This window comes from Nonlabens sp. MIC269 (assembly GCF_001430865.1).
GTDB lineage: Bacteria > Bacteroidota > Bacteroidia > Flavobacteriales > Flavobacteriaceae > Nonlabens > Nonlabens tegetincola.
Genome location: NZ_CP011373.1, coordinates 1,675,147 through 1,700,639 on the forward strand (window position 1 = coordinate 1,675,147; position 25,493 = coordinate 1,700,639).

The 25,493-nt window shown below is 35.6% G+C and carries 24 protein-coding genes; 7 read left to right on the forward strand and 17 right to left on the reverse strand.

What is annotated here, in order from left to right:
* The first annotated feature begins 228 nt into the window (after positions 1–228).
* From recA to AAT17_RS07870, 4 genes are all read left to right on the forward strand, one after another.
* Positions 229–1,242, forward strand: a complete 1,014-nt coding sequence (gene recA, locus AAT17_RS07855; protein WP_060523538.1) for a recombinase RecA — start codon at positions 229–231, stop codon at positions 1,240–1,242.
* 123 nt (positions 1,243–1,365) lie between these two features.
* The gene (locus AAT17_RS07860) at positions 1,366–1,791 is read left to right on the forward strand and encodes a hypothetical protein (protein ID WP_042276867.1); all 426 of its coding nucleotides are present in this window, start codon (positions 1,366–1,368) and stop codon (positions 1,789–1,791) included.
* 9 nt (positions 1,792–1,800) lie between these two features.
* Complete coding sequence (locus tag AAT17_RS07865; protein WP_042276870.1) at positions 1,801–2,346, forward strand: RNA polymerase sigma factor; 546 nt, start codon at positions 1,801–1,803, stop codon at positions 2,344–2,346.
* Positions 2,347–2,349: 3 nt separating this feature from the next.
* On the forward strand, positions 2,350–3,954 hold the full coding sequence (locus tag AAT17_RS07870; protein ID WP_060523539.1) for an outer membrane beta-barrel protein: 1,605 nt from the start codon (positions 2,350–2,352) through the stop codon (positions 3,952–3,954).
* A gap of 94 nt (positions 3,955–4,048) precedes the next feature.
* On the opposite strand, the gene AAT17_RS07875 is transcribed toward AAT17_RS07870, so the two are convergent.
* The gene (locus AAT17_RS07875; RefSeq protein ID WP_060523540.1) at positions 4,049–4,789 is read right to left on the reverse strand and encodes a 1-acyl-sn-glycerol-3-phosphate acyltransferase; all 741 of its coding nucleotides are present in this window, start codon (positions 4,787–4,789) and stop codon (positions 4,049–4,051) included.
* A gap of 128 nt (positions 4,790–4,917) precedes the next feature.
* Between AAT17_RS07875 and AAT17_RS07880 the strand changes: the two genes are divergently transcribed.
* Entirely contained in the window at positions 4,918–5,430 is a 513-nt protein-coding gene (locus AAT17_RS07880; RefSeq protein WP_042276879.1) for an acyl-CoA thioesterase, read from the forward strand.
* Positions 5,431–5,437: 7 nt separating this feature from the next.
* On the opposite strand, the gene AAT17_RS07885 is transcribed toward AAT17_RS07880, so the two are convergent.
* The 16 genes from AAT17_RS07885 to AAT17_RS07955 all read right to left on the reverse strand — a co-directional run bounded on the left by AAT17_RS07885 (position 5,438) and on the right by AAT17_RS07955 (position 21,467).
* The gene (locus tag AAT17_RS07885) at positions 5,438–7,210 is read right to left on the reverse strand and encodes a hypothetical protein (RefSeq protein WP_060523541.1); all 1,773 of its coding nucleotides are present in this window, start codon (positions 7,208–7,210) and stop codon (positions 5,438–5,440) included.
* Between the two features lie 2 nt (positions 7,211–7,212).
* Positions 7,213–7,581, reverse strand: a complete 369-nt coding sequence (locus AAT17_RS07890) for an MmcQ/YjbR family DNA-binding protein (RefSeq protein ID WP_060523542.1) — start codon at positions 7,579–7,581, stop codon at positions 7,213–7,215.
* Positions 7,582–7,653: 72 nt separating this feature from the next.
* On the reverse strand, positions 7,654–9,207 hold the full coding sequence (locus tag AAT17_RS07895; RefSeq protein WP_060523543.1) for an aldehyde dehydrogenase family protein: 1,554 nt from the start codon (positions 9,205–9,207) through the stop codon (positions 7,654–7,656).
* A gap of 11 nt (positions 9,208–9,218) precedes the next feature.
* On the reverse strand, positions 9,219–10,214 hold the full coding sequence (locus AAT17_RS07900; RefSeq protein WP_042276887.1) for an NAD(P)H-dependent glycerol-3-phosphate dehydrogenase: 996 nt from the start codon (positions 10,212–10,214) through the stop codon (positions 9,219–9,221).
* A gap of 124 nt (positions 10,215–10,338) precedes the next feature.
* A complete protein-coding gene (locus tag AAT17_RS07905; RefSeq protein ID WP_060523544.1) occupies positions 10,339–11,100 on the reverse strand; it encodes a tetratricopeptide repeat protein in 762 nt (253 codons plus the stop codon).
* Positions 11,101–11,104: 4 nt separating this feature from the next.
* Entirely contained in the window at positions 11,105–12,850 is a 1,746-nt protein-coding gene (locus AAT17_RS07910; RefSeq protein WP_060523545.1) for a BatD family protein, read from the reverse strand.
* Between the two features lie 3 nt (positions 12,851–12,853).
* Positions 12,854–13,711, reverse strand: coding sequence for a tetratricopeptide repeat protein (locus AAT17_RS07915; RefSeq protein ID WP_060523546.1), 858 nt, complete (start codon positions 13,709–13,711; stop codon positions 12,854–12,856).
* Positions 13,704–14,735, reverse strand: coding sequence for a VWA domain-containing protein (locus AAT17_RS07920; protein WP_060523547.1), 1,032 nt, complete (start codon positions 14,733–14,735; stop codon positions 13,704–13,706). Before AAT17_RS07920 ends, AAT17_RS07915 begins: the two co-directional genes overlap by 8 nt.
* A gap of 5 nt (positions 14,736–14,740) precedes the next feature.
* A complete protein-coding gene (locus tag AAT17_RS07925) occupies positions 14,741–15,751 on the reverse strand; it encodes a VWA domain-containing protein (protein ID WP_042276897.1) in 1,011 nt (336 codons plus the stop codon).
* Between the two features lie 3 nt (positions 15,752–15,754).
* Complete coding sequence (locus AAT17_RS07930) at positions 15,755–17,392, reverse strand: hypothetical protein (RefSeq protein ID WP_253279755.1); 1,638 nt, start codon at positions 17,390–17,392, stop codon at positions 15,755–15,757.
* The gene (locus tag AAT17_RS07935; protein WP_060523549.1) at positions 17,392–18,255 is read right to left on the reverse strand and encodes a DUF58 domain-containing protein; all 864 of its coding nucleotides are present in this window, start codon (positions 18,253–18,255) and stop codon (positions 17,392–17,394) included. Before AAT17_RS07935 ends, AAT17_RS07930 begins: the two co-directional genes overlap by 1 nt.
* Before the next feature lie 71 nt (positions 18,256–18,326).
* Positions 18,327–19,331: a MoxR family ATPase gene (locus AAT17_RS07940; RefSeq protein WP_060523550.1), complete on the reverse strand. Its 1,005-nt coding sequence runs from the start codon at positions 19,329–19,331 to the stop codon at positions 18,327–18,329.
* Positions 19,332–19,536: 205 nt separating this feature from the next.
* The gene (locus AAT17_RS13315; RefSeq protein ID WP_157539249.1) at positions 19,537–19,713 is read right to left on the reverse strand and encodes a hypothetical protein; all 177 of its coding nucleotides are present in this window, start codon (positions 19,711–19,713) and stop codon (positions 19,537–19,539) included.
* A gap of 243 nt (positions 19,714–19,956) precedes the next feature.
* Entirely contained in the window at positions 19,957–20,220 is a 264-nt protein-coding gene (rpmA, locus tag AAT17_RS07945; RefSeq protein ID WP_042276905.1) for a 50S ribosomal protein L27, read from the reverse strand.
* A gap of 43 nt (positions 20,221–20,263) precedes the next feature.
* Positions 20,264–20,899 carry a 50S ribosomal protein L21 gene (gene rplU / locus AAT17_RS07950; protein WP_060523551.1) on the reverse strand — a complete coding sequence of 212 codons (636 nt, stop codon included), beginning with the start codon at positions 20,897–20,899 and terminating at the stop codon, positions 20,264–20,266.
* A gap of 88 nt (positions 20,900–20,987) precedes the next feature.
* The gene (locus tag AAT17_RS07955; protein WP_042276910.1) at positions 20,988–21,467 is read right to left on the reverse strand and encodes a DUF4199 domain-containing protein; all 480 of its coding nucleotides are present in this window, start codon (positions 21,465–21,467) and stop codon (positions 20,988–20,990) included.
* Positions 21,468–21,655: 188 nt separating this feature from the next.
* On the opposite strand from AAT17_RS07955, the gene AAT17_RS07960 reads away from it, so the two are divergent.
* Entirely contained in the window at positions 21,656–23,377 is a 1,722-nt protein-coding gene (locus AAT17_RS07960) for an insulinase family protein (RefSeq protein ID WP_060523552.1), read from the forward strand.
* Positions 23,378–23,386: 9 nt separating this feature from the next.
* Positions 23,387–25,453 carry a pitrilysin family protein gene (locus AAT17_RS07965; protein WP_060523553.1) on the forward strand — a complete coding sequence of 689 codons (2,067 nt, stop codon included), beginning with the start codon at positions 23,387–23,389 and terminating at the stop codon, positions 25,451–25,453.
* Positions 25,454–25,493: the final 40 nt, after the last annotated feature.

The window sequence follows — 25,493 nt, forward strand, 5'->3', positions numbered from 1 at the left end:
AAAGGTATTGTTATTCTTTGAGTGAAACAAAACTCATTTTTGTAATGAAGTTCTTAGATATAAAATAGTCTTTTAATCGTTCATTTTCTCTGTTTTCATTACGCTTTCGCGAAAGCGGAATAACATAATTTAATTCACTTAAGCACTCAATTATAGTAGTTAATAATCTTATTGAATTCCAGTTGCAAATGCTTGAATCTCCCTTTATTTTTACGTAAAATATTTCAAATGGCAGACGATAAAGAAAAAGCAGCAAAATTAAAGGCGCTGAAGCTTACTCTTGATAAGCTAGATAAAGCATACGGTAAAGGTGCGGTGATGAAAATGGGAGATGTAGTGGTTGAAGAAGTAGATGCTATACCTACTGGTTCACTAGCTCTTAATTCTGCCTTGGGTGTAGGTGGTTATCCTCGTGGTAGGGTAATTGAGATTTATGGGCCAGAATCTTCTGGTAAAACAACACTTACCCTACATGCTATTGCCGAGGCGCAAAAAGCAGGTGGAATCGCAGCATTCATTGATGCAGAGCATGCTTTTGATAGGTTTTATGCAGAGAAACTAGGTGTAGATCTTGATAATCTAATTATTTCTCAACCTGACCACGGAGAGCAGGCTTTGGAAATTGCCGACAACCTGATAAGATCAGGTGCTATCGATATCATTGTAGTTGACTCGGTTGCGGCGCTTACTCCAAAAAGCGAAATAGAAGGTGAAATGGGAGACAGTAAAATGGGATTACATGCTCGTTTAATGTCACAAGCTTTGAGAAAATTGACAGGGACTATTTCAAAAACTAACTGTACAGTAATTTTCATTAATCAATTACGTGAAAAAATCGGTGTGATGTTTGGAAATCCTGAAACAACAACCGGTGGTAACGCATTGAAGTTTTATGCATCAGTGCGATTAGATATAAGAAGATCTACTCAAATTAAGGATAGTTCAGGTTCTGTATTAGGTAACAAAACTAGGGTAAAAGTAGTTAAGAATAAGGTGGCACCACCTTTCCAAACTGCCGAGTTTGATATCATGTACGGTGAAGGTGTTTCCAAACTAGGAGAAATTATTGATCTAGGTGTTCAATATGAAATCGTGAAAAAAGCAGGTTCTTGGTTCTCCTATGAAGATACTAAGTTGGGTCAAGGTCGTGATGCGGTTAAAACTATTTTGAAAGACAACCCGGATCTAGTCGACGAGCTTGAAGAGAAAATCATGAGCGCTATTAAAGATAGTCTTTCATAACAACATTTAAATAATAGTAACTTTGTGACCAGCTGTAGATTACAGCTGGTTTTTTATTTTTTTATTTTTTCACGCAACCTTTTATATAGATATGCATCTATAGTATAGAAATGTAATTTGAATATGAAGTTGAAATCTTTATTGTTATCCCTTTTTGTTGTGTTATCAATAGTATCGTGTTCTATTGAAGATGATGGTCCACAGATAGCTTATTCTGCGGCAAAAGTGGTTGAAGTTAATATGCCAGACACCCTTGATTTTGGAACGACGCATATAGTTACTTTAAAAATAGAAAAACCTGCAGAATGCTTTGTTTTTTCAGGATTTGAGGTGATACCTACTTTAAATGAAAGAACGGTAACACCTGTATTGGTTTATAACGCAAATGATTGTTTTGCAGAAAATAACCCTAACAACGTTATTGAGGAAGAGGTTAATCTAAACTTTATAGCTGCCAGTAATGGTAGCTATGTGTTTAAATTTTTTAACGGATTGGATGCCGATGGGTTGCCTACTTATATTGAAATGACCGTTCCTGTAAGGGAATAAATTTATAATGTGGTTCAAAAAGAGCTTATCATATCATGTGCACAAGGAGATCGCAAGGCGCAAAGAGAAGTGTATGAACGTCTAGCTAGTAAGTTATACGCTAGTACACTCAAATACGCCCCAAATCAGGAAGATGCACAAGATATCTTGCAAGACTCTTTTATAACAATATTTAAAAAAATAGGTCAGTTTAGTCATAAGGGATCTTTTGAAGGCTGGTGTAAGAGAATAGCAATTAATGAAGCTCTTAAAAGATACAGAGGAACAAAAATTTATAAACTAGAAGACGAAGAACAAATTAAAGATGTAGAATTAGAAGTTGAAGATGATGAAAGCTTGACAATGGATGAACTTCTAGGAATGATACAAAAACTACCAGATCGTTATCGTATGGTGTTTACATTATATTCTCTAGATGGCTACAGCCACAAGGATATAGCCCAAATGATGGAGATAACGGTAGGAACATCAAAGTCTAACCTTGCTAGGGCTAGATTTCATCTTAAGGATATGATAGAAAAATGGCGTGAGAATAATAATCATAACGCCAGCTAGAAAATGGCAGATAAAAAGAACATAGATAGAATTTTTCAGGAGCGTTTCAAGGATTTTGAAGTAACGCCACCACCTGGACTTTGGGAGAATATAGAACAAAAAATACCGTCTCAAAAACCAGAAAAGAAAGGTACGCCCATCTGGATATATTGGTCTGGAATAGCAGCAGCTATTGCGATAATTGTAACAACCGTTTACTTCTCAAATCAGTTTACTGATAATGTTGGGGTTCATAATGAGATAGTAACCACTCCAGACCTAGATCCTGACGTAGATGAAACAGAGGATAGAGCAATTTCTTATGAAGATAATAGCTCTTCTGTTTCGTCCACTCAGGATAATACCGAAGCTACAGATTCAAATACTAGTAGTCAGAGTAACAATACATCTACAAGAACGGATAGTAATAACAATCAATCCATAATTAGTGATCAACAATCTAAAAATAATTCAGTTTTAAAGAAGAGTGATCGGGCAGGTGTATTGGTTAATAACTCATCCAAGTCTAGAATTAAAAAGAATTCAAAAGTTGCACAAAAAAGAGACTTACTTTCAACTGATGTAGCAAATCAAAACTTTGCTCAAAATAATCTCAATAATAATGACAAAATTAAAAATGGAATTGGTGATAAAACTAATAATCCATTAGGTCAATCAATGGCCAATAATTCTCAACAAACACCATCTAATCAAAGTGAAGTTGAGAATAACGGTATTAAGGCAACTAAAAGCAATCTAGAAAATGACCAGTCGTTGATGGCTCATAATAAGAAATTTACTGATAGTTTGAATAAACAACGATCTCAAGAGTTGGATGCCATGCTAGCTGCTCAAAAATTAATGGAGGAGAAAAACGATTCAACCGCTACCGTATTCTCACCATCGTGGCAAGGATCTAGTTTGATAGCACCAGTCTATTCAGATGTTTTATCGGGAACAGCCATAAACGATCAGGTAACTGAAAATGAAACTAATGGTAGTGTAAACTTAAGTGTAGGATTCAATGTTGCTTATAATTTTGCTCCACGGTGGAGCGTGAGAACAGGTGTGCACCGCATGAGATTAAATTATGGAACACAGGATGTGGTGTATAACACAGGATTTGATTTTCTTGCAAGAGGATCTACTAGTTCAACAGGTTATGACCCTAATGCTGTGTCCACTTCAAATCAAGCTCCTAATAATGTTGATTTACTAGCCTCTAGCTTTAATCAAGAGTTTGGTGCAACCACGACATTTAATGGTATTGAAGGTGAGCTTAGACAAGATTTGGGTTATGTCGAAGTGCCGCTCGAGGTTCAATATACCCTGATAGATAGTCAATTTAAGTTTAATGTATTGGCTGGTTTCAGTGCGTTATTCCTAACCGATAATGTTGTGTTCATTGAAAATGAAAAAGGAATAACAACCTTAGGTGAGGATTCTAATTTTAACACCTTTAATCAAAGTGCCAATTTTGGATTGGGTCTTGACTATAATTTTAATAATAAAATAGGTGTGAGTCTAGAACCTATGTTGAAATATCAACTCAATACATTACGTACCAATTCTGAAAATTTTAGGCCGTTTGCGGTGGGAATTTATTCAGGAGTTAGATATAGATTTTAAAAGTATAATTGAGCTTTAGTTAAGTTGAAACTCGATTAATTATGCAATGATGATGAATGACCGTTTCCTGTGCCATGGAGACGGTTTTTCTTTTTTAAGACCCTTGCTCTAGTGATTGAAGAATTATTTGTCTTACGCTTTCGCGAAAGCGTACTTTATCATCCTGCAATGTCATACCAGTACTAGGTATACTAGGATGTACTATTGCTCTCATTTTTCCTGGACTTCCTTTAAAAAATTCAAATGGAAAACGCTTTTTATTATCAAATAAAGTGACGGGTAAAACAGGTATTTGATGTTCTATGGCAAGTCTAAAAGCGCCATCCTTAAAAGTGTCCAAGAGAATACTTGTGTCGTCGGGAACTCCACCTTCAGGAAAAATACAAATTCCTACGCCGTCTTCCATACGTTGTCTGGCTCGATCAAATACAGCTTTGCGGCTTTTTGGGTTGCTCCTGTCTACAAGAATACAAGTACGTTTATAGAAAAAACCAAATAAAGGGATCTTTGCGAGCTCTTTTTTACCTACAAAAACAAATGGATTTTTTGATATCAACAACATCATCATAATATCAGTCATGCTAGTGTGGTTTGCCACTAGCATATAGCTTTGATGAGGATCCATTTTGGCTAATCGGTTAATCTTTGGGAAGAATCCCATACCGTATAAAACGATTGCAGCCCACAATCTTGCAAGTTTAAAGAACCAATTGTAAGTTTTTTCAGAAATAGTAGTAAGAATTAACAATGGCATTAATACTACAATAGGAAGCCCTACTAGTACGTAGAACCACACTCGATAGACCGGCATTAATATGTAACGTACTATTTTCAAACTTTTTCAAAAATAATAAGAATTATAATGTTGAACGAGATAATGATCTCCACATTTTAACCTTAAATTCATCTAAAAGCTGGTAGGTAGTTAAGCTTATACGCTACTTTTGCAAAAAATTTCAAATTATGCAAGCTAAAACGCCATCGCAATCTTTTACAACGGTAACTGATATGGTATTACCTAGTGAAACTAATCCACTTAATAATTTATTTGGTGGTGAATTGCTGGCTCGTATGGATCGTGCAGCAAGTATTGCGGCAAGACGTCATTCTAGGCGTATTGTGGTAACAGCATCGGTAAATAATGTAGCATTTAATAGAATGGTTCCTCTAGGTAGTGTTGTAACTATTGAAGCACAAGTAACTAGAGCCTTTAAAACTTCGATGGAGGTTTTTATGGATGTTTGGGTAGAAGATCGTGAGAGCGGTGAGAGAACTAAAGCCAACGAGGCGATTTATTCGTTTGTAGCAGTTGACGATACAGGTAGACCGGTTCAAATTCCAGCCATTACACCAGAAACTGAAGAGGAAAAAATGCGTTATGATGCGGCTTTAAGGCGTAAGCAATTAAGTCTAGTTCTTGCAGGTAAAATGAAAGCTGCTGATGCGACTGAACTTAAAGCCTTATTTGAAGAATAAGTAAGGCTTATTCAACAATTCCCATTTTCCGCAATAGGAAGCTGGCGTTCATATTGTGAGCTACTCCAGTTTTACATTTATAATCAAAATGTAATTCATCATTTACAACTTCTGCATCAAAATAGTAATTTATAATGCCAGGATAATCGTTTGCTACCTGTGTTAGGCTTAAATCATGTGTGGCTATAATTCCTGTTGCGCCCAGTGAATTAAGTTTTTGTACTAATTTTTGTGATCCAATAGCTTTGTCCTCACTGTTTGTTCCTTTTAAAATTTCATCTAAAACAATGAAATAAGGAAACTTTTCAATGCTATTCATAATGTATTGTAATCTCTTTAATTCACCGAAGAAGTATGAGGTGTCATCTTGTATTGAGTCTGTAGTACGCATACTGGTGATTAGCCTAATAGGAGAATATACAACATCATGAGCACAAACTGGAAGTCCGCAATTTGCCATAACGATTAGTGATGACACGGTTCTAAGAAAGGTGCTTTTTCCAGCCATGTTGGCTCCGGTAATGATGAAAAACTCGCCTTGACTTATAGATATTGGATTTCCAATCGCTTTTTCTGGATTTAATAAAGGATGTGAGGCTTTACTAGCTTGTAGGGTAAACGGACCAGATTTGATACTAGGATAGGTATAGGTTTGGTTATTATAGGCATAATTAGCCATACTGTTAATGGCATCCACCTCTTCAATCATACTTATCCATGTGCCTACTTTTTCTTTATACTCACTTATCCAACGTTCTATGTAGCTCATTTGCTTAAGATCCCATAAACCTAATGCATTTGCCATAAATCCAAACAACATGTTATGCCTTTGATCTAACCTTCCTAGCGCTTGTGAAAAATCATGCATAACGCTAGATGCTTTTTTATCCTGTGTCTTAAGATTGTTTTGGATTTCCAACAGTAAAGATGATTGAAACTCTTGATTCTCAATAAGTGCAATTAGTTTTCCATATTGAGCAAAAAAATCTTCAAGCGGTGTAATTACTTGAGCTACTTGATTCACTTTTTTAAGATAGCGCCTTGTCACTAATAGAGCAATGACAACACCTACTGATGCTAAATAACCGTTTAAACTAGTAAAGCTATACAAAGCAATAAGCACTATGTTAACAGTGAGAATTATAGACCACACCCATGAATAGTATTTAGGTACAAATGGTTTATAATTTGTAAACCAATGAACAAAGTTTGTAGCACGATCTATAGAAATCAATCTTGCAGTAGCCATGTAGTTTTGCCTAAAATTAAGTTTGCCAGATAGCTCTTTAATCGCTATTTGCTTTTCAATTACATCACTAGGTTGATTGTGAGTTAGCTTTCGCGAAAGCGTAACTTCACCACCTTTTGTAGCACACCTATTTATTTGTTGAAACAAGGAACCCTTACCAAATAAATCTATATCGTGTGAGTAGTCATGAGTGGGATTTTTATAAGCATCACCATCAAAAAAGGAATCAAATTCACCTTGGACGGCTAAGATCTCCTTTTCATTAATTTCGATTAATAATTGATGAAAATCTTTTTGATTTTTTAAATTTTGGTGGTTCTTTACTAACCATAGAAATAGGGCGCCACCAGTACCTAAAATTAATGTTAGGACACCTATTTTACTCCAGAAATAATATACGCTTACAGCTATGGATAGGAATAAAACTAATCTTACAGCACTGCTCAATGATAGTTTTTTCTTTATAGCTTCAACCTTGCCTCGGTTGATTTCTATCCTTTCTTTATAGGTGTTTAATAGGTCTAATGTCATGTTTAGAGTAGCTGTAATTCTTGCTTTTGTTTTTTAGTGAGCTTATTTACTACAAGCTCGTAACTATGATCGATCCACGTTAACAGTTCGTCATCGCCCATGTCTTCATTTAAATAGACTGTATTCCAATGTTTCTTGTTACTATGATAGCCACCGATGACAGTTCCTTCATACTTTTCACGTAATTGTATAGCTTTTTCAGGATCGCATTTGAGATTAACAGCTGGCTTACCGTTTTCCCAATGTTCTAATCCTGTTAGACAATACATTTTTCCCATAACCTTAAAGACTAAGGTTACCTGATCAAACGGAAATTCTTCTGTGGTACCCTTTTTCGACAAGCAATAATCTCTAAGTTGTTCTACATTCATGATTTAAATTTGTCTAAAAATACAAAAGCAGCTCTTTTAAAAGAGCTGCTTTTAAGTATCTAATACTTTTACTTATAGATCAAATTTTATCCCTTGCGCAAGAGGCAACTCAGTAGTGTAATTGATAGTATTAGTTTGACGACGCATGTAAACTTTCCAAGCATCTGATCCAGATTCACGTCCGCCACCGGTGTCTTTTTCACCACCAAAAGCACCACCTATTTCTGCACCGCTTGTACCGATGTTTACATTTGCTATACCACAATCAGAACCTGCGTGTGAAAGGAAGCGTTCTGCCTCTCTTAAATTATTAGTCATAATGGCACTAGAAAGACCTTGTGCAACATCATTTTGTAGCTCAATAGCGTTTTCTACTTCGCCAGAATATTTAAGTAAGTAAAGTACTGGGGCAAAAGTCTCATGTTGTACAATTTCCATGTTGTTAGATGCCTCTGCAATCGCAGGTTTCACATAACAGCCGCTTTCATATCCAGCACCTGTAAGTACTCCACCTTCTACTAGAATATTTCCACCTTGTGCAACAACATCTTCAAGAGCCTTGTTATAATTAGCAACAGCATCTGTATCAATTAATGGGCCTACATGGTTATTCTCATCTAATGGGTTACCTATTTTAAGTTGTTGATACGCATCTACTATGGCATTTTTAACAGTGTCATACATAGATTCATGAACAATTAATCTTCTTGTAGAAGTACAACGTTGACCAGCGGTTCCTACAGCACCAAAAACAGCGCCTATTACAGTCATTTTTACATCTGCATCTGGTGTAACGATTATGGCATTGTTACCACCTAATTCTAACAATGATTTACCTAAACGTTCACCTACCGTTGCAGCTACTATTCTTCCCATGCGAGTAGAACCAGTGGCACTTACTAATGGCACTCGTTTATCTGTTGTCATAAACTCACCTACTTTGTAATCACCGTTAATTAAACATGAGATTCCTTCAGGTAGGTTGTTGTCTTTTAAAACTTTGGCAATGATATTTTGACAAGCTACCCCACATAAAGGAGTTTTCTCACTAGGTTTCCACACACATACATCACCACAAATCCATGCAAGCGCTGTATTCCATGCCCATACGGCAACAGGGAAATTGAAGGCACTTATAATTCCTACAATTCCTAAAGGATGGTATTGCTCATACATGCGGTGTCCTGGACGTTCACTATGCATGGTTAATCCATGTAATTGTCTAGAAAGACCAACAGCAAAATCACAGATATCAATCATTTCTTGAACTTCACCCAATCCTTCTTGGTAAGATTTTCCCATTTCATAGGAAACCAGTTTACCTAAAGGTTCTTTAAGACGTCTAAGTTCTTCACCGAATTGACGTACTATTTCACCTCTTTGTGGTGCAGGAATAACTCTCCACTCTTTATACGCTATTTGGGCAGCACTCATTACTTCTTCATAAGCATCTTTTGTTGTGACAGAAACCTCACCTATAACGGCACCATCAACTGGTGAATAGGATGTGATAAACTCACTACCTTTGATTGATTTTGAACCTGTAGAAGTCCCTTCATTTTTCTTATTGAGACCTAGAGCTTCTAGAGCGGTGTTGATACCAAATTCTTTGGCTATTTCAGACATGTTTTTTGATTTTAGTCTAGCTTATCAGCTAGTTTTTTAAATACTTTCTTTGGGTTTTTATTGTCGTATAAAATGCTGTAAACAGCATTTAAAATAGGAGTACGAGCTCCTTTATCTTCGTTTATTTTGTACGCGCTTTTTGTTGCGTAGTAACCTTCGGCAATCATGCTCATTTCTAATTGCGCGCTGCGCACTGTATATCCTTTTCCTAGCATGTTACCAAACAATCGATTTCGTGAAAAAACTGAATAACCTGTTACTAGTAAGTCTCCTAAGTAAGCGCTATCGTTAATGTTACGTTTCATTTTGTGTACTTTTTTAATGAATCGTTTCATTTCACGTATAGCATTACTCATAAGTACACTTTGAAAATTATCACCATATCCCAGACCATGAGCTATTCCAGCAGCAATAGCATAAATATTTTTAAGCATGGCGGCATATTCAGTCCCTATGATATCATCACTTATTTTACAGTTGATGTAATCACTATTAAGGCAAGTAGCTAGATGTTGCGCTTTTTCTTCATCTGCACATGCGATTGTAAGGTAGGACAACCGTTCTAGGGCAACTTCTTCGGCATGGCAAGGTCCCGTAATAACACCAATGTTTTCAAAAGGAATGTTGTAATGATCATGAAAATGTTCTCCAACAATAAGCCCTGTTTCGGGTACTATTCCTTTGATAGCACTAAAAATAATTTTGTTTTCCAATGAAACCTCTAGAGATTCCAACTCGCTGTACACAAAAGCACTAGGAATCGCAAATATGCAAATATCTGCAGCGCTCACGATTTCATTTATATCGCTAGACAAGTGCAATTGATTGTTTTTAAACTCAACTGAGCTTAAGTAATTAGGATTGTGGTCATTACGTTTAATATGTTCAATGGCATATTCACTGCGCATGTACCAATGGATAGTTTCTAGGTTCTCCGACAGCATTTTCACAATAGCCGTTGCCCAACTTCCACCACCTATTACTGCAATATTTTTTGATAATGTCATTCTACTTTTTTGGGGTATATGCAAATATAAGCAACTCAACAACAGACATACTTACACAAGTATTTTAGTTGTTATGCATGCATGATAAAACTTTATGTTCTAGATCAGATTGAAGAAAGATTTCTTAAAGCTTTTTCAAATCCTCTAATGGCATCCAGGCCTTACTACCATTTGCGAGTTGTATGTGCGCCCAATCATTGAATTCTTCAAGGACCTCAACCTTAGTTCCTTCATGAATAACAAAGCTGGTACCAGCGCTATTTTTAGGTTCATTGCGAGTAGTGAATTCTTCTATGTAAACAATGGCAAATTGCTTTTTATCTAAATATTCACTACTGTAAAAGGCTGCAGCAGCAGTGGATAAAAACAAAATACCAGTAAGAATGAAAAGAATAAAAAACAATCTTTTTTTACTTGTAGTTCCTGCGTAAATATAAAGTACTATGAATAGTATGGTAAATAAGGCAGCAATGACACTAAAATAGGCCCATTCATCGACAGATAACGATTTTATAGTATCCTGTAAACTTCCAGATAAATTGTCTTGTGGTAAGGATTCTATAGCGTCTATTTTCATACGATTGGCAAATGCTAGATTGCTCTTAATATCTTCGTTTTCAGGGTCTAGTTCTAGGGCTTTCTCGTAATTATAAATAGCTGGACCTACCTGATTTAATTTGTAATGAGCATTAGCTAGATTAAAATAAACATCGGCACTGTGTAGACCTGTATTTAATACTTGCTCATAACCTGCAATTGCTATTTCATAATTTTCGTTAGTATATGCTTGATTCGCTTTCGCGAAAGCGGAATAAGCAGCCTCTTCTTGACTGAAAATAGGCCAAGTTAATAGGACTGTAGCTAGAAAAATTAAGGTTGTTCTCATAAAACTAGCTTTTTAATTGTTTGTCTATCAAATTAAGGACCTGACTAGCTTTTTCATAATCTTCTCTCATGCCAGCAGGAGTTGACGGCGTGTATCGTGCAAATTCACAGCTTTCTAGTAGTTTAATAAACTCTTGTTTTGTTTGAACGGTAGCACCGCGGTCTAATAAGAGTTGTCCTACATTGTTTTTAGTCATTTCACTTGTTGAAATACTAAGTTTAGATTTGAGATAATTGTGTAGGGATTTTTCTAGAGCGACATAGAATTCTTCGTGATTACCTAAATTTTTACGAGCAGTGCTCAAGTATTTTTTACTCAATTTATTGGCGTTTCTCAATCGATTACCTACTACATCGGCAGCTCTAGATTCTTTACGTTTTTTCACTATTAAGAATAAAGGTAAAAGAAGGAAAATACCACCTAAGGTTATCCAGTATTTTGTTGAGCCAAAAAACTGTTCCTCGTTTTGTGATGTTAATTCGGTGTCCGTTTTAATGAAAACAAACTGGTTGTTTTGAGTAATGACGTTTTTGTTTTCTGTGGTTGCTATAGGAGCAGCAACATCACCTTCTACTTGTAATAAAATTTCACCACTATTTAAACTTACGTAGGACTCCTTTTTAGGATCAAAATAACTAAATTCAACAGGTGGAATAACATATTTACCGCCGTATTGAGGTACTATGGTGTATTTGTCCTTAATATTTCCTCGCATTCCGGTAATTGAGGTACGTACGTTATTAATGCGTTCTGGTTCGTAAACTTCAAGGCTCTTAGGTGCTTTAAGTTCTGGTAAATCCATTAATTTAAGATTTCCTACTCCACCTACTTGAACACTAGCAGTCATGCTTTCACCTGCTTCAATTTGTACTTGATCAGTTTCTACTTGAAATTCAAATTGACCTACCGCTCCATTGAAGTTCGCTGGTCTACCATCTAGTGGAAGATCTTTAACATCAATAGTACGTTTACCAGCACTGACTGTGATTTGTTCGGTAGTCATATATGCTCTGCCTGTAAAACTACGTTGACCGGTAGGAACTACCACATCTACTTCTAAAGTAAGCGGTTCTATAATTAATTTACCTGTTTTTTGAGGATAGAGAATAGCTTCTCTTAATACTTTGTAGCGATAAGGCTTTCCTTTATAAGTTCCTTCTTTAACTAGGCTATTACGATTATCGATATTATCACTCCAAAAGTCTGCGTATTTAGGTGAGTTAACCTCGCGCCAGTCATTTACTCCAGATGTGTTTGAAACATAAAGTTTGTATACGACCCTAATAGCTTCATTGAGATAAGGATTTGCGTTTGAAATCTCGGCAACGAGATGTACGGTCTCATCTGCTCGAGGCGAGGTGTCATTAATGTTTTTAGGTTTATTTACAGCACCAGTTACATTTATCTCTACTGTTTGAGTAGAGTATGTTTTACCCTCGTAATTCATGGTAGCTGGTTTAATATACTGTTTTCCTGTTTTATTAGGTTTTAATATATAGGTAAACGATTTTGTCATCGATCCTTTTCCATTAATCCATTGTTGTGAAAAAGATTGACTAGGTCCACCTACTACTTGAAATCCTACAAAGTTTGGCGGTGTAAAATCATTACCATTTACATTCATTTTAAATTCAACACGCATGCGCTCATTGAGTGCGATACGTTCACGACTTACGCTCGTAGTAAACTCTACTTGTGCGTGTGCCCATGCTGCTATAAAAACTAATATGTAAAACCACGTGCTTTTCATTACTTACCAGTCTTTTTCTGATTTCTTAACGGTTCCTTTGGCCTTTTTACCGTTTACTTTCTTTTGAATTTTCTTTTCCTCGTTATTCATCGCCTCGAGCAACTGTTTAATTTGTTGCCTTGTCATTTTTCCTTGCTGGCGTTGAGGTGCTTGTCCTTTTTGTTCTTCTGGTGAATCATTACCGTTTTCACCTTCGCTATTTTTTCCTTGGTCATCATTCTTTTGATCACCATCATTTTTATCTTGATCTCCTTCTTTTTCGTTTTGATCTCCTTTATTATCACCATCAGACTTTTCGTCTTGATCACCTTCCTTATTCTTATCTTGTTCTTGCTCCTTTTCTTGCTGTTGGTTTTGATCATTCTCGTCATTACCGCCGCCACCGCCGCCACCTTGCTTCTCTTTTTCTTGCTTTGCAAGAGCTAGGTTATAACGAGTTTCATCGTCGGTAGGGTCGTTACGTAATGCGTTCTTATAGGCTTCAATAGCTTTATCGTAATCTTTGTTCTCTAATAAAGTGTTACCTATATTGTGAAAAATTTTATGCTTCATTTCTTTAGAAGTAGCAGCATCTGCAGCCTTTCTAAAATAGGAGTTTGCCTCAATTTTTTTCTCGTTGTTGTAATACAGATTACCCAAATTGTAAGCTGCTTGCGCATTATCTGGGTTTAATGATAGGGCTTTTTTGTATTCCGCTTCCGCGAAAGCGAAATCACCATCACTAGCAGCATCTTGAGCATCTTTTATGGCTTGCTGTTCTGCGTAATTTATGGCTGGTTCTTGTTCGTTTTGAGCCGCAGTGTAGAATGATATTAGCATGAATATCAAAACATAGGTGATATGTATACTATTATTATTCATTAAATAAATTAAGTTTTTTAATCCATCCTGTTTTTCTTTCTAAATAGAATACATCCAGTACGACAAAGAATAGGCCAAAGGCTAGAAACCATTGGAATTGTGATTCAAAATCGGCATATTGTTGTGAATCAAAAGCTACTTTGTCCAAGGTGTCTAACTCTGCCTTTAGTTTTTCAATCACTTCATTAGTTAAGGTACCATCGATATAAACACCATTACCAGCCTCTGCTATTTCTTGAAGCGTTGTCGCATTTAATTTGGTGATAACAGTTTTACCGTTTTGATCTTTTTTAAAGGATTTTACAATACCATTTTCTCGTATAGGAATGTTACTACCTTTTTGAGTTCCTACACCTATAGTTATTATGTGTAAGCCTTTTTCTGCAGCAGCCTCTGCTAGGTCAACAGAATCACCTTCATGATCCTCACCATCACTTATGATAACTAACACTTTTGCAGCTTCACTATCATCCCCATAGTATCCTAGTGCTAGTTCTATTGCTTCATTAATTGCTGTTCCTTGACTGGATACTAGATCAGTACTTAATCCTTGTAAAAATAGTTTGGCACTACCATAGTCAGTAGTTATGGGTAACTGAGGCACGGCACTACCTGCATAGGCAATCAATCCTATACGGTCACTTGCAAGATTATTAATAATTTGTGTGACAAGTTGTTGAGATTTTTCCAATCGATTAGGCGCAATATCTTCTGCTAGCATGGATTTTGAAATATCTACGGCAAATACGATATCTACTCCTTCTCGGTTAACAGTTTCTAGTCTTGTTCCTGCTTTTAAATTTACCAAGGAAAAGGCTATAAAGCCAAGCCCAAAACTTATGGTAATTACCTTGAGAAGCGGTTTAAACCACGACTTGTTGGGCATAAGGTGTGGTAATTGATGTTTTTGAGCGTACTTTTTTTGTGCTCTCAATCGCCATAAGCTTACGGCTATATAAAACACTAATAACAATGGAATTGCTACTAATAACCAAAAATATATTTTCTCTTCAAGTACGTACATATTTACTAGGCTACAGATTTAAATAGCGTGTGTTTTAATAATTGTTCTATCGCAAGCAAACAAAAGGCGATTAAAGCAAATGCTCTAAATTTTTCTTGCACACTATAAAATTCAAATTGCTCTATTTCAGTTTTTTCAAGTTGATCGATTTCATTATAAATTTCTTTTAACTTTTCATCATCAGTTGCTCTAAAATAGCGTCCACCGGTGGACGCGGCTATATTTTTTAAAAGCTCTTCATCGATTTCTACAGGTAACATTCTAAATTGAAATTCCCCATTAGGATACCTGCTGTATGGTGAAAGAGCATTTCCATTTGTACCTATTCCAATAGTGTATACCTTAATTCCAAATTCTACGGCAAGTTCTCCGGCTATTTTTGGATCAATTACTCCGCTGTTATTCACACCATCGGTCATGAGTATGATTACTTTACTTTCTGCCTCACTTTCTTTAAGTCTATTAACCGCTGTTCCTAATCCCATTCCAATTGCAGTACCGTTTTCTAGCACTTCGTCAAATTCGATACCTTTTACCGCATTGAGCGAGACCTTTTGATCGGTAGTAATAGGTGTTTTAGTATAACTTTCTCCTGCGTATACTACAATACCTATACGGTCATTTGGCCTGCCTTGTATAAAGTTTGTAGCAACCTCCTTAGTTGCTTGTAACCGATCTGGTTTAAAATCTCTTGCCAGCATACTAGCACTCACATCAATAGCAAGAACTATATCTATACCACTGGTTTTTTTTGTTCTAGTAGTAACATCGGTTGTTTGAGGTCTTGCTAGGGCTATAATTAATAAAGCGATAGCTAATAATCTAAGTAAATAAAGTATAGGCTTTAATTTACCTAAAAGAGATTCTTTAAACTTAAAACCAGCTGTACTAGAAATATAAACCTCTGCTTGTTGTTTTCTATGTGTAAAAAAATAGAATACCGCTAGCGGAACTAATAACAATAACAACCAGAAAAACTCTGGATTTAAAAACTTTATGTTTTCAAAGTTCCACATCTTTTACTTGTCTTTATTATTAGATTGTTGAATGGATGAAGGTATGGTCAAACTTTCTATAACCCTTTCTTTAAGCTGTTGTCCATATTGTCTTTCTTCTAATTCTTCATCGTCCATGACATTATAAACCATACACTCAACTACACCAGGTCCTGTAGCATAAAATCTAGTTTCGTAATCGTATTTATTTCCTTCACGTTCAAAACTTCCTGTGATACTTATACCTTTTATGTTGTTGGTAGTGATTTTACTGTCAAAGTTTAGGATGTTTGATGCTCCTGTTTCTTCTAATTGTTTAAGGAAAATATCTATAAATTCTTGAGGATTAATTTCTTGTTTACCTTGCGTAGCACTTGCTGGTATTTGGTATGTTTTTACATATACTCCTGCAAGATCCTTATCGTCTTTCCATTCAAAGACTTGCTCATTGATTTCTGTAGCATTGCTTTCTTCCTCACTGTTTAAGGTTGATTGTCTAACTAGTATTTCTGGTGTATCAAGTTGAATGCTTGGTAAACCATACTCTGCCGTATACCATTCTTGCTCATTATAACTGCGCAGTTTATTTCCAAAGACACTATCCTTTACATTGTCCCAACCTGAAAGGTAAGTCCATATCCCAATACCGCTACAAATGACTAGTAGACTAATTGCAGTAACTAGCAATCCTTTTTTAAGGGCTTTTTTTCTAGCTTGTTTTCTTTGATATTCTGCGCTTAGCATGAGCTCTTCCTCACTAGGTGGTGGCAACACTTGATGAATGTTGTATATGATATCGTGTGCATAACCACGATCTTCTTTGGCACTTATAGAGTCACTTGAGGCGCCAGCAAACTTGATTAAATCAGCTTTTTGAAGCAATGATTCTAGTCGATTTTCCGAATTTTGGGTGATGTGCATGCCCTTTTCATTCATCACAACCTTGAGCTCGGTAAGCAATTGTTGTGTGGTGCTTTCCATCGTACGACCATAAACCTTTGAATCTATATATCTTCTTATGATATATGTGATTTCTGAATAGTAGCTTTTCCAATCTCTGTTTTCTAGCCAATTGTTGTTTTCTAGTTGTTTAAGACGATATATCGCCCATTCATATGGAGCTAGTGTATCCTCATAGCTTTTCTTTTCACGCTTTCGCGAAAGCAAATAAATAATAGCTCCAATAGGTAATAAAAGAAGTAGCCACCACAACCAGGACCAATCTGTTCTTGTAACAGTTTCAATATTAAGTGTGTCCTTAATAGGGAACATTTTTTGTTTAGTAGTATCTACTTCAACTTCTCTTACACTTACAAGAAGTGAATCAGTTAGGACTTGCTTATCATCGTTTATAAGGACTTTTAATTGTGGTATCCAGTAGTCGCCGCTGTCCCATTGTGTTACTCCGTACTTCTTAAAAAGCTGAAATTTATCATCAGCAATAACACTATCTACTGGATATGATTCTAAAACCTCTAAAGCTCCATAGGCAGGTTGCTCTGGAAAGATTACTAAATCACTTTTTTGAGCCGTAATGCCAATTTCTAGAACTACTTCTTCTCCAATTTTAATAAGGTCACGATCTACTTTTGTAGATACTTCTGGTTGTTGAGCTGTTGCCCAAGCAGAAACAATAAAAAAGAGGTACAGTACGTATTTCATTATCTTGCTTTAAAGTAACCTAATAATTTTTTTGAATAATCTTCTCTAGTTTCTAGATCAATAGCTCCGGCATCAGACCTAGTGAAAGCATTTTTAAAATAAGCTGCTTTTTCTATATGGTGAGCGGCATACTCACTGCGAGTTTTGCTAGAGTTCGTATTAATGAACAAATTTTTTCCTGTTTCTAGATCTTTAAATTGTACCAGCCCTATTTTAGGCAGCTCTTGTTCATGCTTATCGTAAATTCTTACTCCAGTAACATCATGCTTACGTCCAATTATTTGTAAGGTTTTCATATAATCATCACTCATAAAATCAGACAAAACAAAAACAATGGCTTTCTTTTTAAGAACACCAGCCATATATTTTAAAGCCCCAGAAACATCAGTCTTTTTGTGTTCTGGTTTAAATTCCAATAATTCTCTTATAATTCTAAGAATGTGTGACTTTCCTTTTTTTGGTGGCACAAATAATTCTACTTGATCCGAAAAAAGTAATAACCCTACTTTGTCATTGTTTTGTAAAGCACTGAAGGCTAATGTTGCACACAGTTCTGTTATAATCTCCTTTTTAATTTGATTTTGAGTTCCAAACAAAGTTGAAGAACTTACATCTACCACTAGCATTAACGTGAGTTCACGTTCTTCTTCAAAAACCTTAATATAAGGCTCGTTATATCTAGCGGTAACGTTCCAATCTATATTACGAACATCATCACCAAATTGATATTGACGCACCTCGCTAAAGGTCATTCCTCTTCCTTTAAAAGCACTATGATACTCACCACCAAATACAGCGTCGCTCAATCGACGTGTTTTGATTTCAATTTTTCGTACTTTTTTTAAAAGCTCCTGAGTATTCATGAAGTTACGTTGCCTGTGGAACACAGGGATTTGTTACTAATTATGGATTTATTAAAAGGATTATTTAGATGCTACGGTACCTCTATGGTATTTACAATTTTATTTATGATATCAACACTTGAAAAGTTTTCAGCCTCTGCTTCATAAGTGATACCAATTCTATGTCTTAAAACATCAAGAACAACGGCTCTCACGTCTTCAGGAATTACGTAACCACGACGTTTTATAAACGCGTAACATTTTGCCGCCTTGGCTAGATTGATAGATCCACGAGGTGAAGCACCAAAACTAATAAGAGGTTTTAACTCCTCTAGTTTATATTTCTCTGGATATCTAGTAGCAAAAATGATATCTAGGATATACTTTTCTATTTTTTCGTCCATGTAAACCAATTCTACAGCATCTTGCGCTTTTAGGATTTGGTCGGTAGTGATGACTGCATTAGGAACTGGAAAATCCTTTTTAAGATTTGCACGCATGATGTGTTGTTCATCATTTAACGTGGGATAATCAATAACTGTTTTTAACATGAAACGGTCCATTTGAGCTTCAGGTAGTGGATAAGTACCTTCTTGATCAACTGGATTTTGAGTAGCCATAACCAAGAAAGGTTTTTCTAGACTGAAAGTCGTTTCTCCAATGGTTACTTGCTTCTCTTGCATGGCTTCTAAAAGGGCACTTTGAACCTTGGCAGGAGCACGATTGATCTCATCTGCAAGGACAAAATTTGCAAATACAGGACCTTTTTTAATACTAAAATCAGCGTCTTTCATGTTATAGATTAAAGTTCCTACAACATCGGCTGGTAATAAATCTGGAGTAAACTGTATTCGAGAAAAGCTAGCACTTACGGCTTTTGACAAGGTGTTAATGGCTAGAGTTTTGGCTAGACCAGGCACACCTTCTAGTAAAATGTGACCGCGTCCTAATAAACCTATGAGCAAACGATCAATCATATACTGTTGACCGACTATCACTTTATTCATCTCGTTTACAAGAAGATCAATGAACTGACTTTCTTGTTGCACTTTTTCATTTATGCTTGCTATGTCTATCGTACTATTATTTTGTTCCATGTCTGGATGATTAATTCGAATAGCTAATTAAAAAATGGTTTAACTATTGTAAGTTGTCTTTGTACGCTAAAATAACAAACAGAATAAGGACTACTCTAGGTTTAAAAATAATTTATGTTAATCAATGTGAAATTAGAATTGCGGTTGTAGAAAATAAAAAAAGCCTCCATTTTACAAGAGGCTTTAAGTATGCGATATAACTTTATTACTTTGACTTTTTATAAACAGATCTTACACCGATTCCAATAGCTGCGGCTGCGGCAATTAGTAATCCTGGAATAGGAGCAACATCTTCAACCGTGTCATCAAAACCTGGTTGAGCATTGGCAATACTTCCAATTAAAATAAAAGCGAATAATATTAACTTCTGTGAATTTTTCATTGTCAAAAAAATTGAATTTTAATACTTGAATTAGATCAAGAGTAACAAATATAACAATTGGTTGCTAACTTTTTAAAAAGCAGTTAAATATTTAACCTCTACTTAAACTTGATTTCATCCTTGAATAAGTTTGTTTTACTGAAATACAGAAGGTTGTATTAAAATACAAAAGATTTAATTTTATCGAAAACAAAAAACCCAAATCATATTGATTTGGGTTTTTGATTCTATTATCTAATGGAATTAAGCTTGTGCTTCAGGAACAATAGAAACAAATGATCTATTATTACCTTTCTTAACGAACTTTACTGTTCCATCAACTTTAGCATGTAAAGTAAAATCTTTACCTGCATATACGTTTTCACCTGGGTGGTGCTCCATACCTCTTTGACGAACAATAATGTTACCAGCTACTGCTGCTTGTCCACCAAAAATTTTAACACCTAATCGTTTCGATTCTGATTCTCTACCGTTCTTAGAACTACCTACTCCTTTTTTATGAGCCATGATGTTTTATTTTAAGCTTTCGCGAAAGCGAAATAGGTTAAACTTATTTTTCAACTCCTCCGTCTAGACGGTCTTGAAGTTCTTTTAATTCATCCCACTTACCATCAGCTGCAAGTTGAGCTTGTTGTGGCCAAGTAGTCGTTACGTGATTTCCACGAACATCCTTAATCATTTCAGAAATGTCCTCTGGTTTTGCGTTTGCAAGATCTGAGAAAGTAACAATTCCTGCTTCATTAAGAGTTGTAGCAATCTTAGGACCAATACCTTCGATTTTCTTTAAATCATCACCTTTTGAGCTTGCTTTTGGTGCAGCTTTTTTAGGCTCAGCTTTTTTCTCTTCTTTCTTAGCAGCTGTTTTTTTACCGCCAGTAGTTGAAATACTTGAGATTTGGATTTCAGATAAGTATTGTCTGTGTCCGTTTTTCTTTTTGTAACCTTTTCTACGTTTTTTCTTGAAAACGATTACTTTGTCACCTTTAAGGTGGGAAAGTACTTTTGCTTCAGCAAATGCACCTTCTATAACTGGGGCGCCGAGTGTGATGTTGTCACCGTCACCTACTAGAAGAACTTTGTCGATGTTAATAGTAGCACCTTCATCTTCTTGTAAGCGATGTACAAACAACTTTTGATCCTTCTCGATCTTGAATTGTTGCCCTGCTATCTCTACGATTGCGTACATAATTACGAATTAATGTTGTTAATTTAGGGCTGCAAATATACTGCTATTCTACAAATTAGCAATAGTTATCAACATTTCTTCAAGAATTTTATGCTTGCTGATTAAGTGGTTTTTGTTTGGACCTAATTTCTTTAGTGTTCCAGGATTGTTTGTAGATAGGTAAAATTACTAATGATGCTACAATCGTAGTTGCTACTCCAGATAAAAATACAAAAAGCAACAAGGCTACTTCTAATCCTTCACCTGCTATTGTAATTTGTTGTTTGAGTTCAGTGGCTAATTCGGGATGAATTTCAAATAAATAAATTGCCATAAAGACTGTAAATATGGTGGTTGCAATAAATCCTGCTGTTAGAGAAGCCGTAAATCCTTCCATATATTTAAATTGTCCTCTTTTCTCCTCGTAAACTTTTTTAATTAGTTGCCATAGCCCAAAACCGACAATAGCGGCATTGAAAAAACTTAACCAGGACTCGTTCCCAAATCCGATAAAGTCAATTATGACGAAATAGATAATTAATGCTAGAGCTATTAATAATCCGTATTTAGTAGTTTTTGAAAAATTCATGATGTAATATTTTTAGTTCAGTTTTCTTTTAAATATCGAACTTTTGTATCGTAGTCATGGTTGATTTCAAATAAGTTTAACTTGAAAACGAAAGAATTACCAGTATTTTTACAAAGATTTGTATTGTTTGTAACATTTCGATCAAATCTTACACTAACACAAACAGTTGAACTAAAGTATCAAAAAACATGAAAAAAATTGTTTTGAGTCTGGTAGCTGGTTTTACAGCATTAACTGGATTTTCCCAAGAGGTGGATTTTATAGAATATGATTTACCTAATGGACTGCACGTTATTCTTCACCAAGAAAATGCTGCTCCTGTTATTACAGTAGGAGTGATGTACCAAGTAGGTGCAAAGGATGAAGAGCCTGGAAGAACTGGGTTTGCTCACTTTTTTGAACACTTGTTGTTTGAAGGAACAGAGAATATTGAAAGAGGAAAGTGGTTTGAAATAGTAGGAGCTAATGGTGGTAGTAACAACGCAAATACCACTCAGGATAGGACTTACTATTATGAGACGTTTCCTTCTAACAAGCTAGAATTAGGTCTTTGGATGGAAAGTGAGCGTATGTTACATCCTAAAATTGAACAAATAGGTGTAGACACACAAAATGAAGTAGTAAAAGAAGAGAAAAGACAGCGTATCGATAATGCACCTTATGGAGCTATTCTTTACAGAACAGGTATCGATAAGCACTTGTTTAAAAAACACCCATACGGGCAGTCAGTTATTGGGTCTATGGAAGATCTTGACGCTGCAAAATTGGATGAGTTTATTGGTTTCAATGATAAGTACTACAATCCAAATAATGCAGTGCTAGTAGTTGCAGGAGATATCCAAATCGACGAAACTAAAAAGATGATTGAGGATTACTTTGGGCCTATTCCTAATAATGCTCCAACGAACGTGAGAAAGGAAATAGTTGAAGACCCAATTACGGAAACTCGTTTTGCAACAGAATACGATCCAAACATTAGTATTCCTGTAAAAATCTTCTCTTACATCACGCCAAAATCGGTAGAAAAAGATGCTTATGTATTGGATTATATATCTAGTATTCTTACAGGTGGTGCAAGTTCTAGAATGCAGAAAAGAATGGTTGAAGAGGAGCAAATCGCTTTTCAAGTTCTTGCTTTCAATCAAGCAAATCAAGACTACGGAACTTATACTATGGGAGCTCTTCCTAAAGGTGATGTAACACTAGATCAACTAGCAAAAGTGATGGATGAAGAAATTAAAAAACTTCAAACCGAACTTATTTCAGAAAAGGAATTAGAAAAGCTTAAAAACCAATTTGAAGCTCGTTATGTTCAATCTAATTCAAGAGTTGAAGGTATTGCTTCATCTCTTGCTACTTATTATATGTTAAAAGGTGGTGCTGATAAAATCAATAAAGAACTAGATATCTATAAAAGTATTACTAGAGAAGATATCAAACGAGTTGCAAATACTTATTTAAACCCTAATCAACGATTAGAACTAGATTACTTTGCTGGTGAAGCACCAGATGCTCCTGAAGTTGGAGAAGGAGAAGGCGATATTAAAGTTGTAGAAAATAAACTTCAAGTTAACAAGATTTATTTTGAAAGTGATAGTTCTAAGTTGACAAAAAGTGCCATCACTGAATTGGACAAAATTATCGATATGATGTTCAAATACCCTAAATTGGAAATACTAGCCGAAACTTATACTGATAGTAAAGGCGGTGATGATTATAATCAGGAATTATCTCAAAAACGCGCCGAAGCTGTTAAAAGTTATCTAGTAATAAAGGGAATTGCAGAAAATCGCATTAAAGCAGTAGGTAAAGGAGAAAGTAATCCAGTAGTAGATTGTTCTTCTCAAGAATGTACAGAGGAACAGCATGAGCAAAATAGGAGAACTGAATTTACGATCATAAAAAAATAAAGAATTAAAATGAAAAAGCAACTTTTATATACTCTGGCAGTACTTTTTATCGGGTTAACCGCTACTGCACAGATTGATCGATCAAAGATGCCTGAATCTGGTCCAACACCAGAAATAAACATGGGTAAACCATATACATTTGAGCTTAAAAATGGGCTTCAGGTTTTGGTAGTTGAAGATTTTAAACTTCCTGTAATCAACATGAGTTTAAGTCTTGATAATCCACCAATTATTGAAGGCGATAAAGCTGGTGTACAATCCTTGACCTCTTCTATAATGGGTAAAGGAACGTCAAAAACACCTAAGAATGACTTTAACGAAAAAGTTGATTACTTAGGTCTTAGAGTATTTGTAAATGCAAACGGTGGTTTTGCCTCTGGTTTATCTAAATACAAAGAAGATATTTTCTCAATGTTTACTGAGGCGGCTTTATATCCGAATTTTACCGAAGAAGAATTAAAACTAGAACGTGATAATTTAATCCAAGGACTTAAATCCGGTGAAAATAGTGCTGCTTCAATTGCTGGAAAAGTTCGTGGTGCGTTAGTGTATGGTAAAGATCATGCAGCAGGAGAATTTGCAACAGTAGAATCGGTAGAAAGTGTTACGCTAGATGATGTTAAAAACTTCTACAACACTTACTTCAAGCCATCTCGTGGTTTTCTGGTAATTTCTGGTGATATTACCAAAAAGGAAGCTAAAAAGCTTGCTAAAAAATACTTTGATAAGCAGTGGGAAGAAGGCCTTGCTCCTAAAGCACAATTGCCAGCAGTGCAAGACCTTGCAGAAAGACAAATTAACTTTGTTGACGTTCCTAATGCAGTACAAACTGAGCTTGCAGTTATGCATGTATCTGATCTTAAAATGAATGATCCTGATTATCATGCCGCTGTACTTGCTAACTACATTTTAGGTGGTGGATTTAATTCATATGTTAATATGAACCTTAGAGAAGAACATGGATGGACTTATGGTGCACGTACATCTCTAGGTAGCGGAAGAAATTACAAATCTACATTCAGAGCTACGACAAAAGTGCGTAATGAAGTTACAGATAGTGCTGTTGTTGAAATATTCAAAGAAATCAATCGTCTTAAGACTGAGGATGTAGATCCTGTAGTTCTAGAAAATGCCAAAGCAAAATTCTTAGGAAGTTTTATCATGCAATCAGAAGATAAAGAAGTTGTTGCAGATAGAGCAGTAACAATAAGAACAAACAATCTTCCAGAAGATTTCTACAAAAACTTTATCAAAAACATCAATGCAGTTACAGTTGCAGATGTGAAGCGCGTTGCAAATAAATACTTAAAGCCTGAACAGGCTCGTATAGTTCTTGTAGGAAAAGCAAGTGATGTACTAGAGAACCTAGAAAAAATGAAAATTGATGGATTGCCAGTAGATATCAAATTCTTTGATAAAGAGGCAAACCCTACAGAGCGTCCATCAACAGTAGAAGTTCCAGAAGGATTAACTGCACAAAATGTTCTTGACAACTATATAGCAGCTATCGGTGGTAAGGACGCTGTTCAAGGAATTAAAGACGTGAATACATTCTCTGCCTATACATCTCCTATGGGAGAACTTATACTAGGAGTAAAGAGAGCACAAGGTGATAAATGGTCACAATCTATTAAAATGGGTGGACGTGAAGTAAATAAACAAGTTTACTTGGACGGGAAAGCCACTGTAGGTGCCATGGGACAATCACAGGAATTATCTGGTAAAATGTTAGAATTGGTAAAAGATCAAGCTTTATTTTTCCCTGAATTATATCATGCAGATAAAGCTACTCTTGCAGGAGCACAACGTTTAGGAGATAATAACGTATACATTATTAAATGGAGTGATACAAAAAAATCATTCTATGATACTGAAAGCGGTCTTTTAGTTGGAGAAGAAGTGGTGTCTATGGGTCCTCAAGGTGAAATCACTACCATCCTTAAGTATAGCGATTACGAGGAGTATAATGGAGTGAAATTTCCTACCGTAATGGTTCAGCCTATGATGGGACAGGAACTTAAATTTGAGACTAAAGATCTTAAAGTAAATACAGGATTAAAAGACTCTGATTTCTAGTAAGATCTCGCTTTCGCGAAAGCGAAATAATGAAACGTAA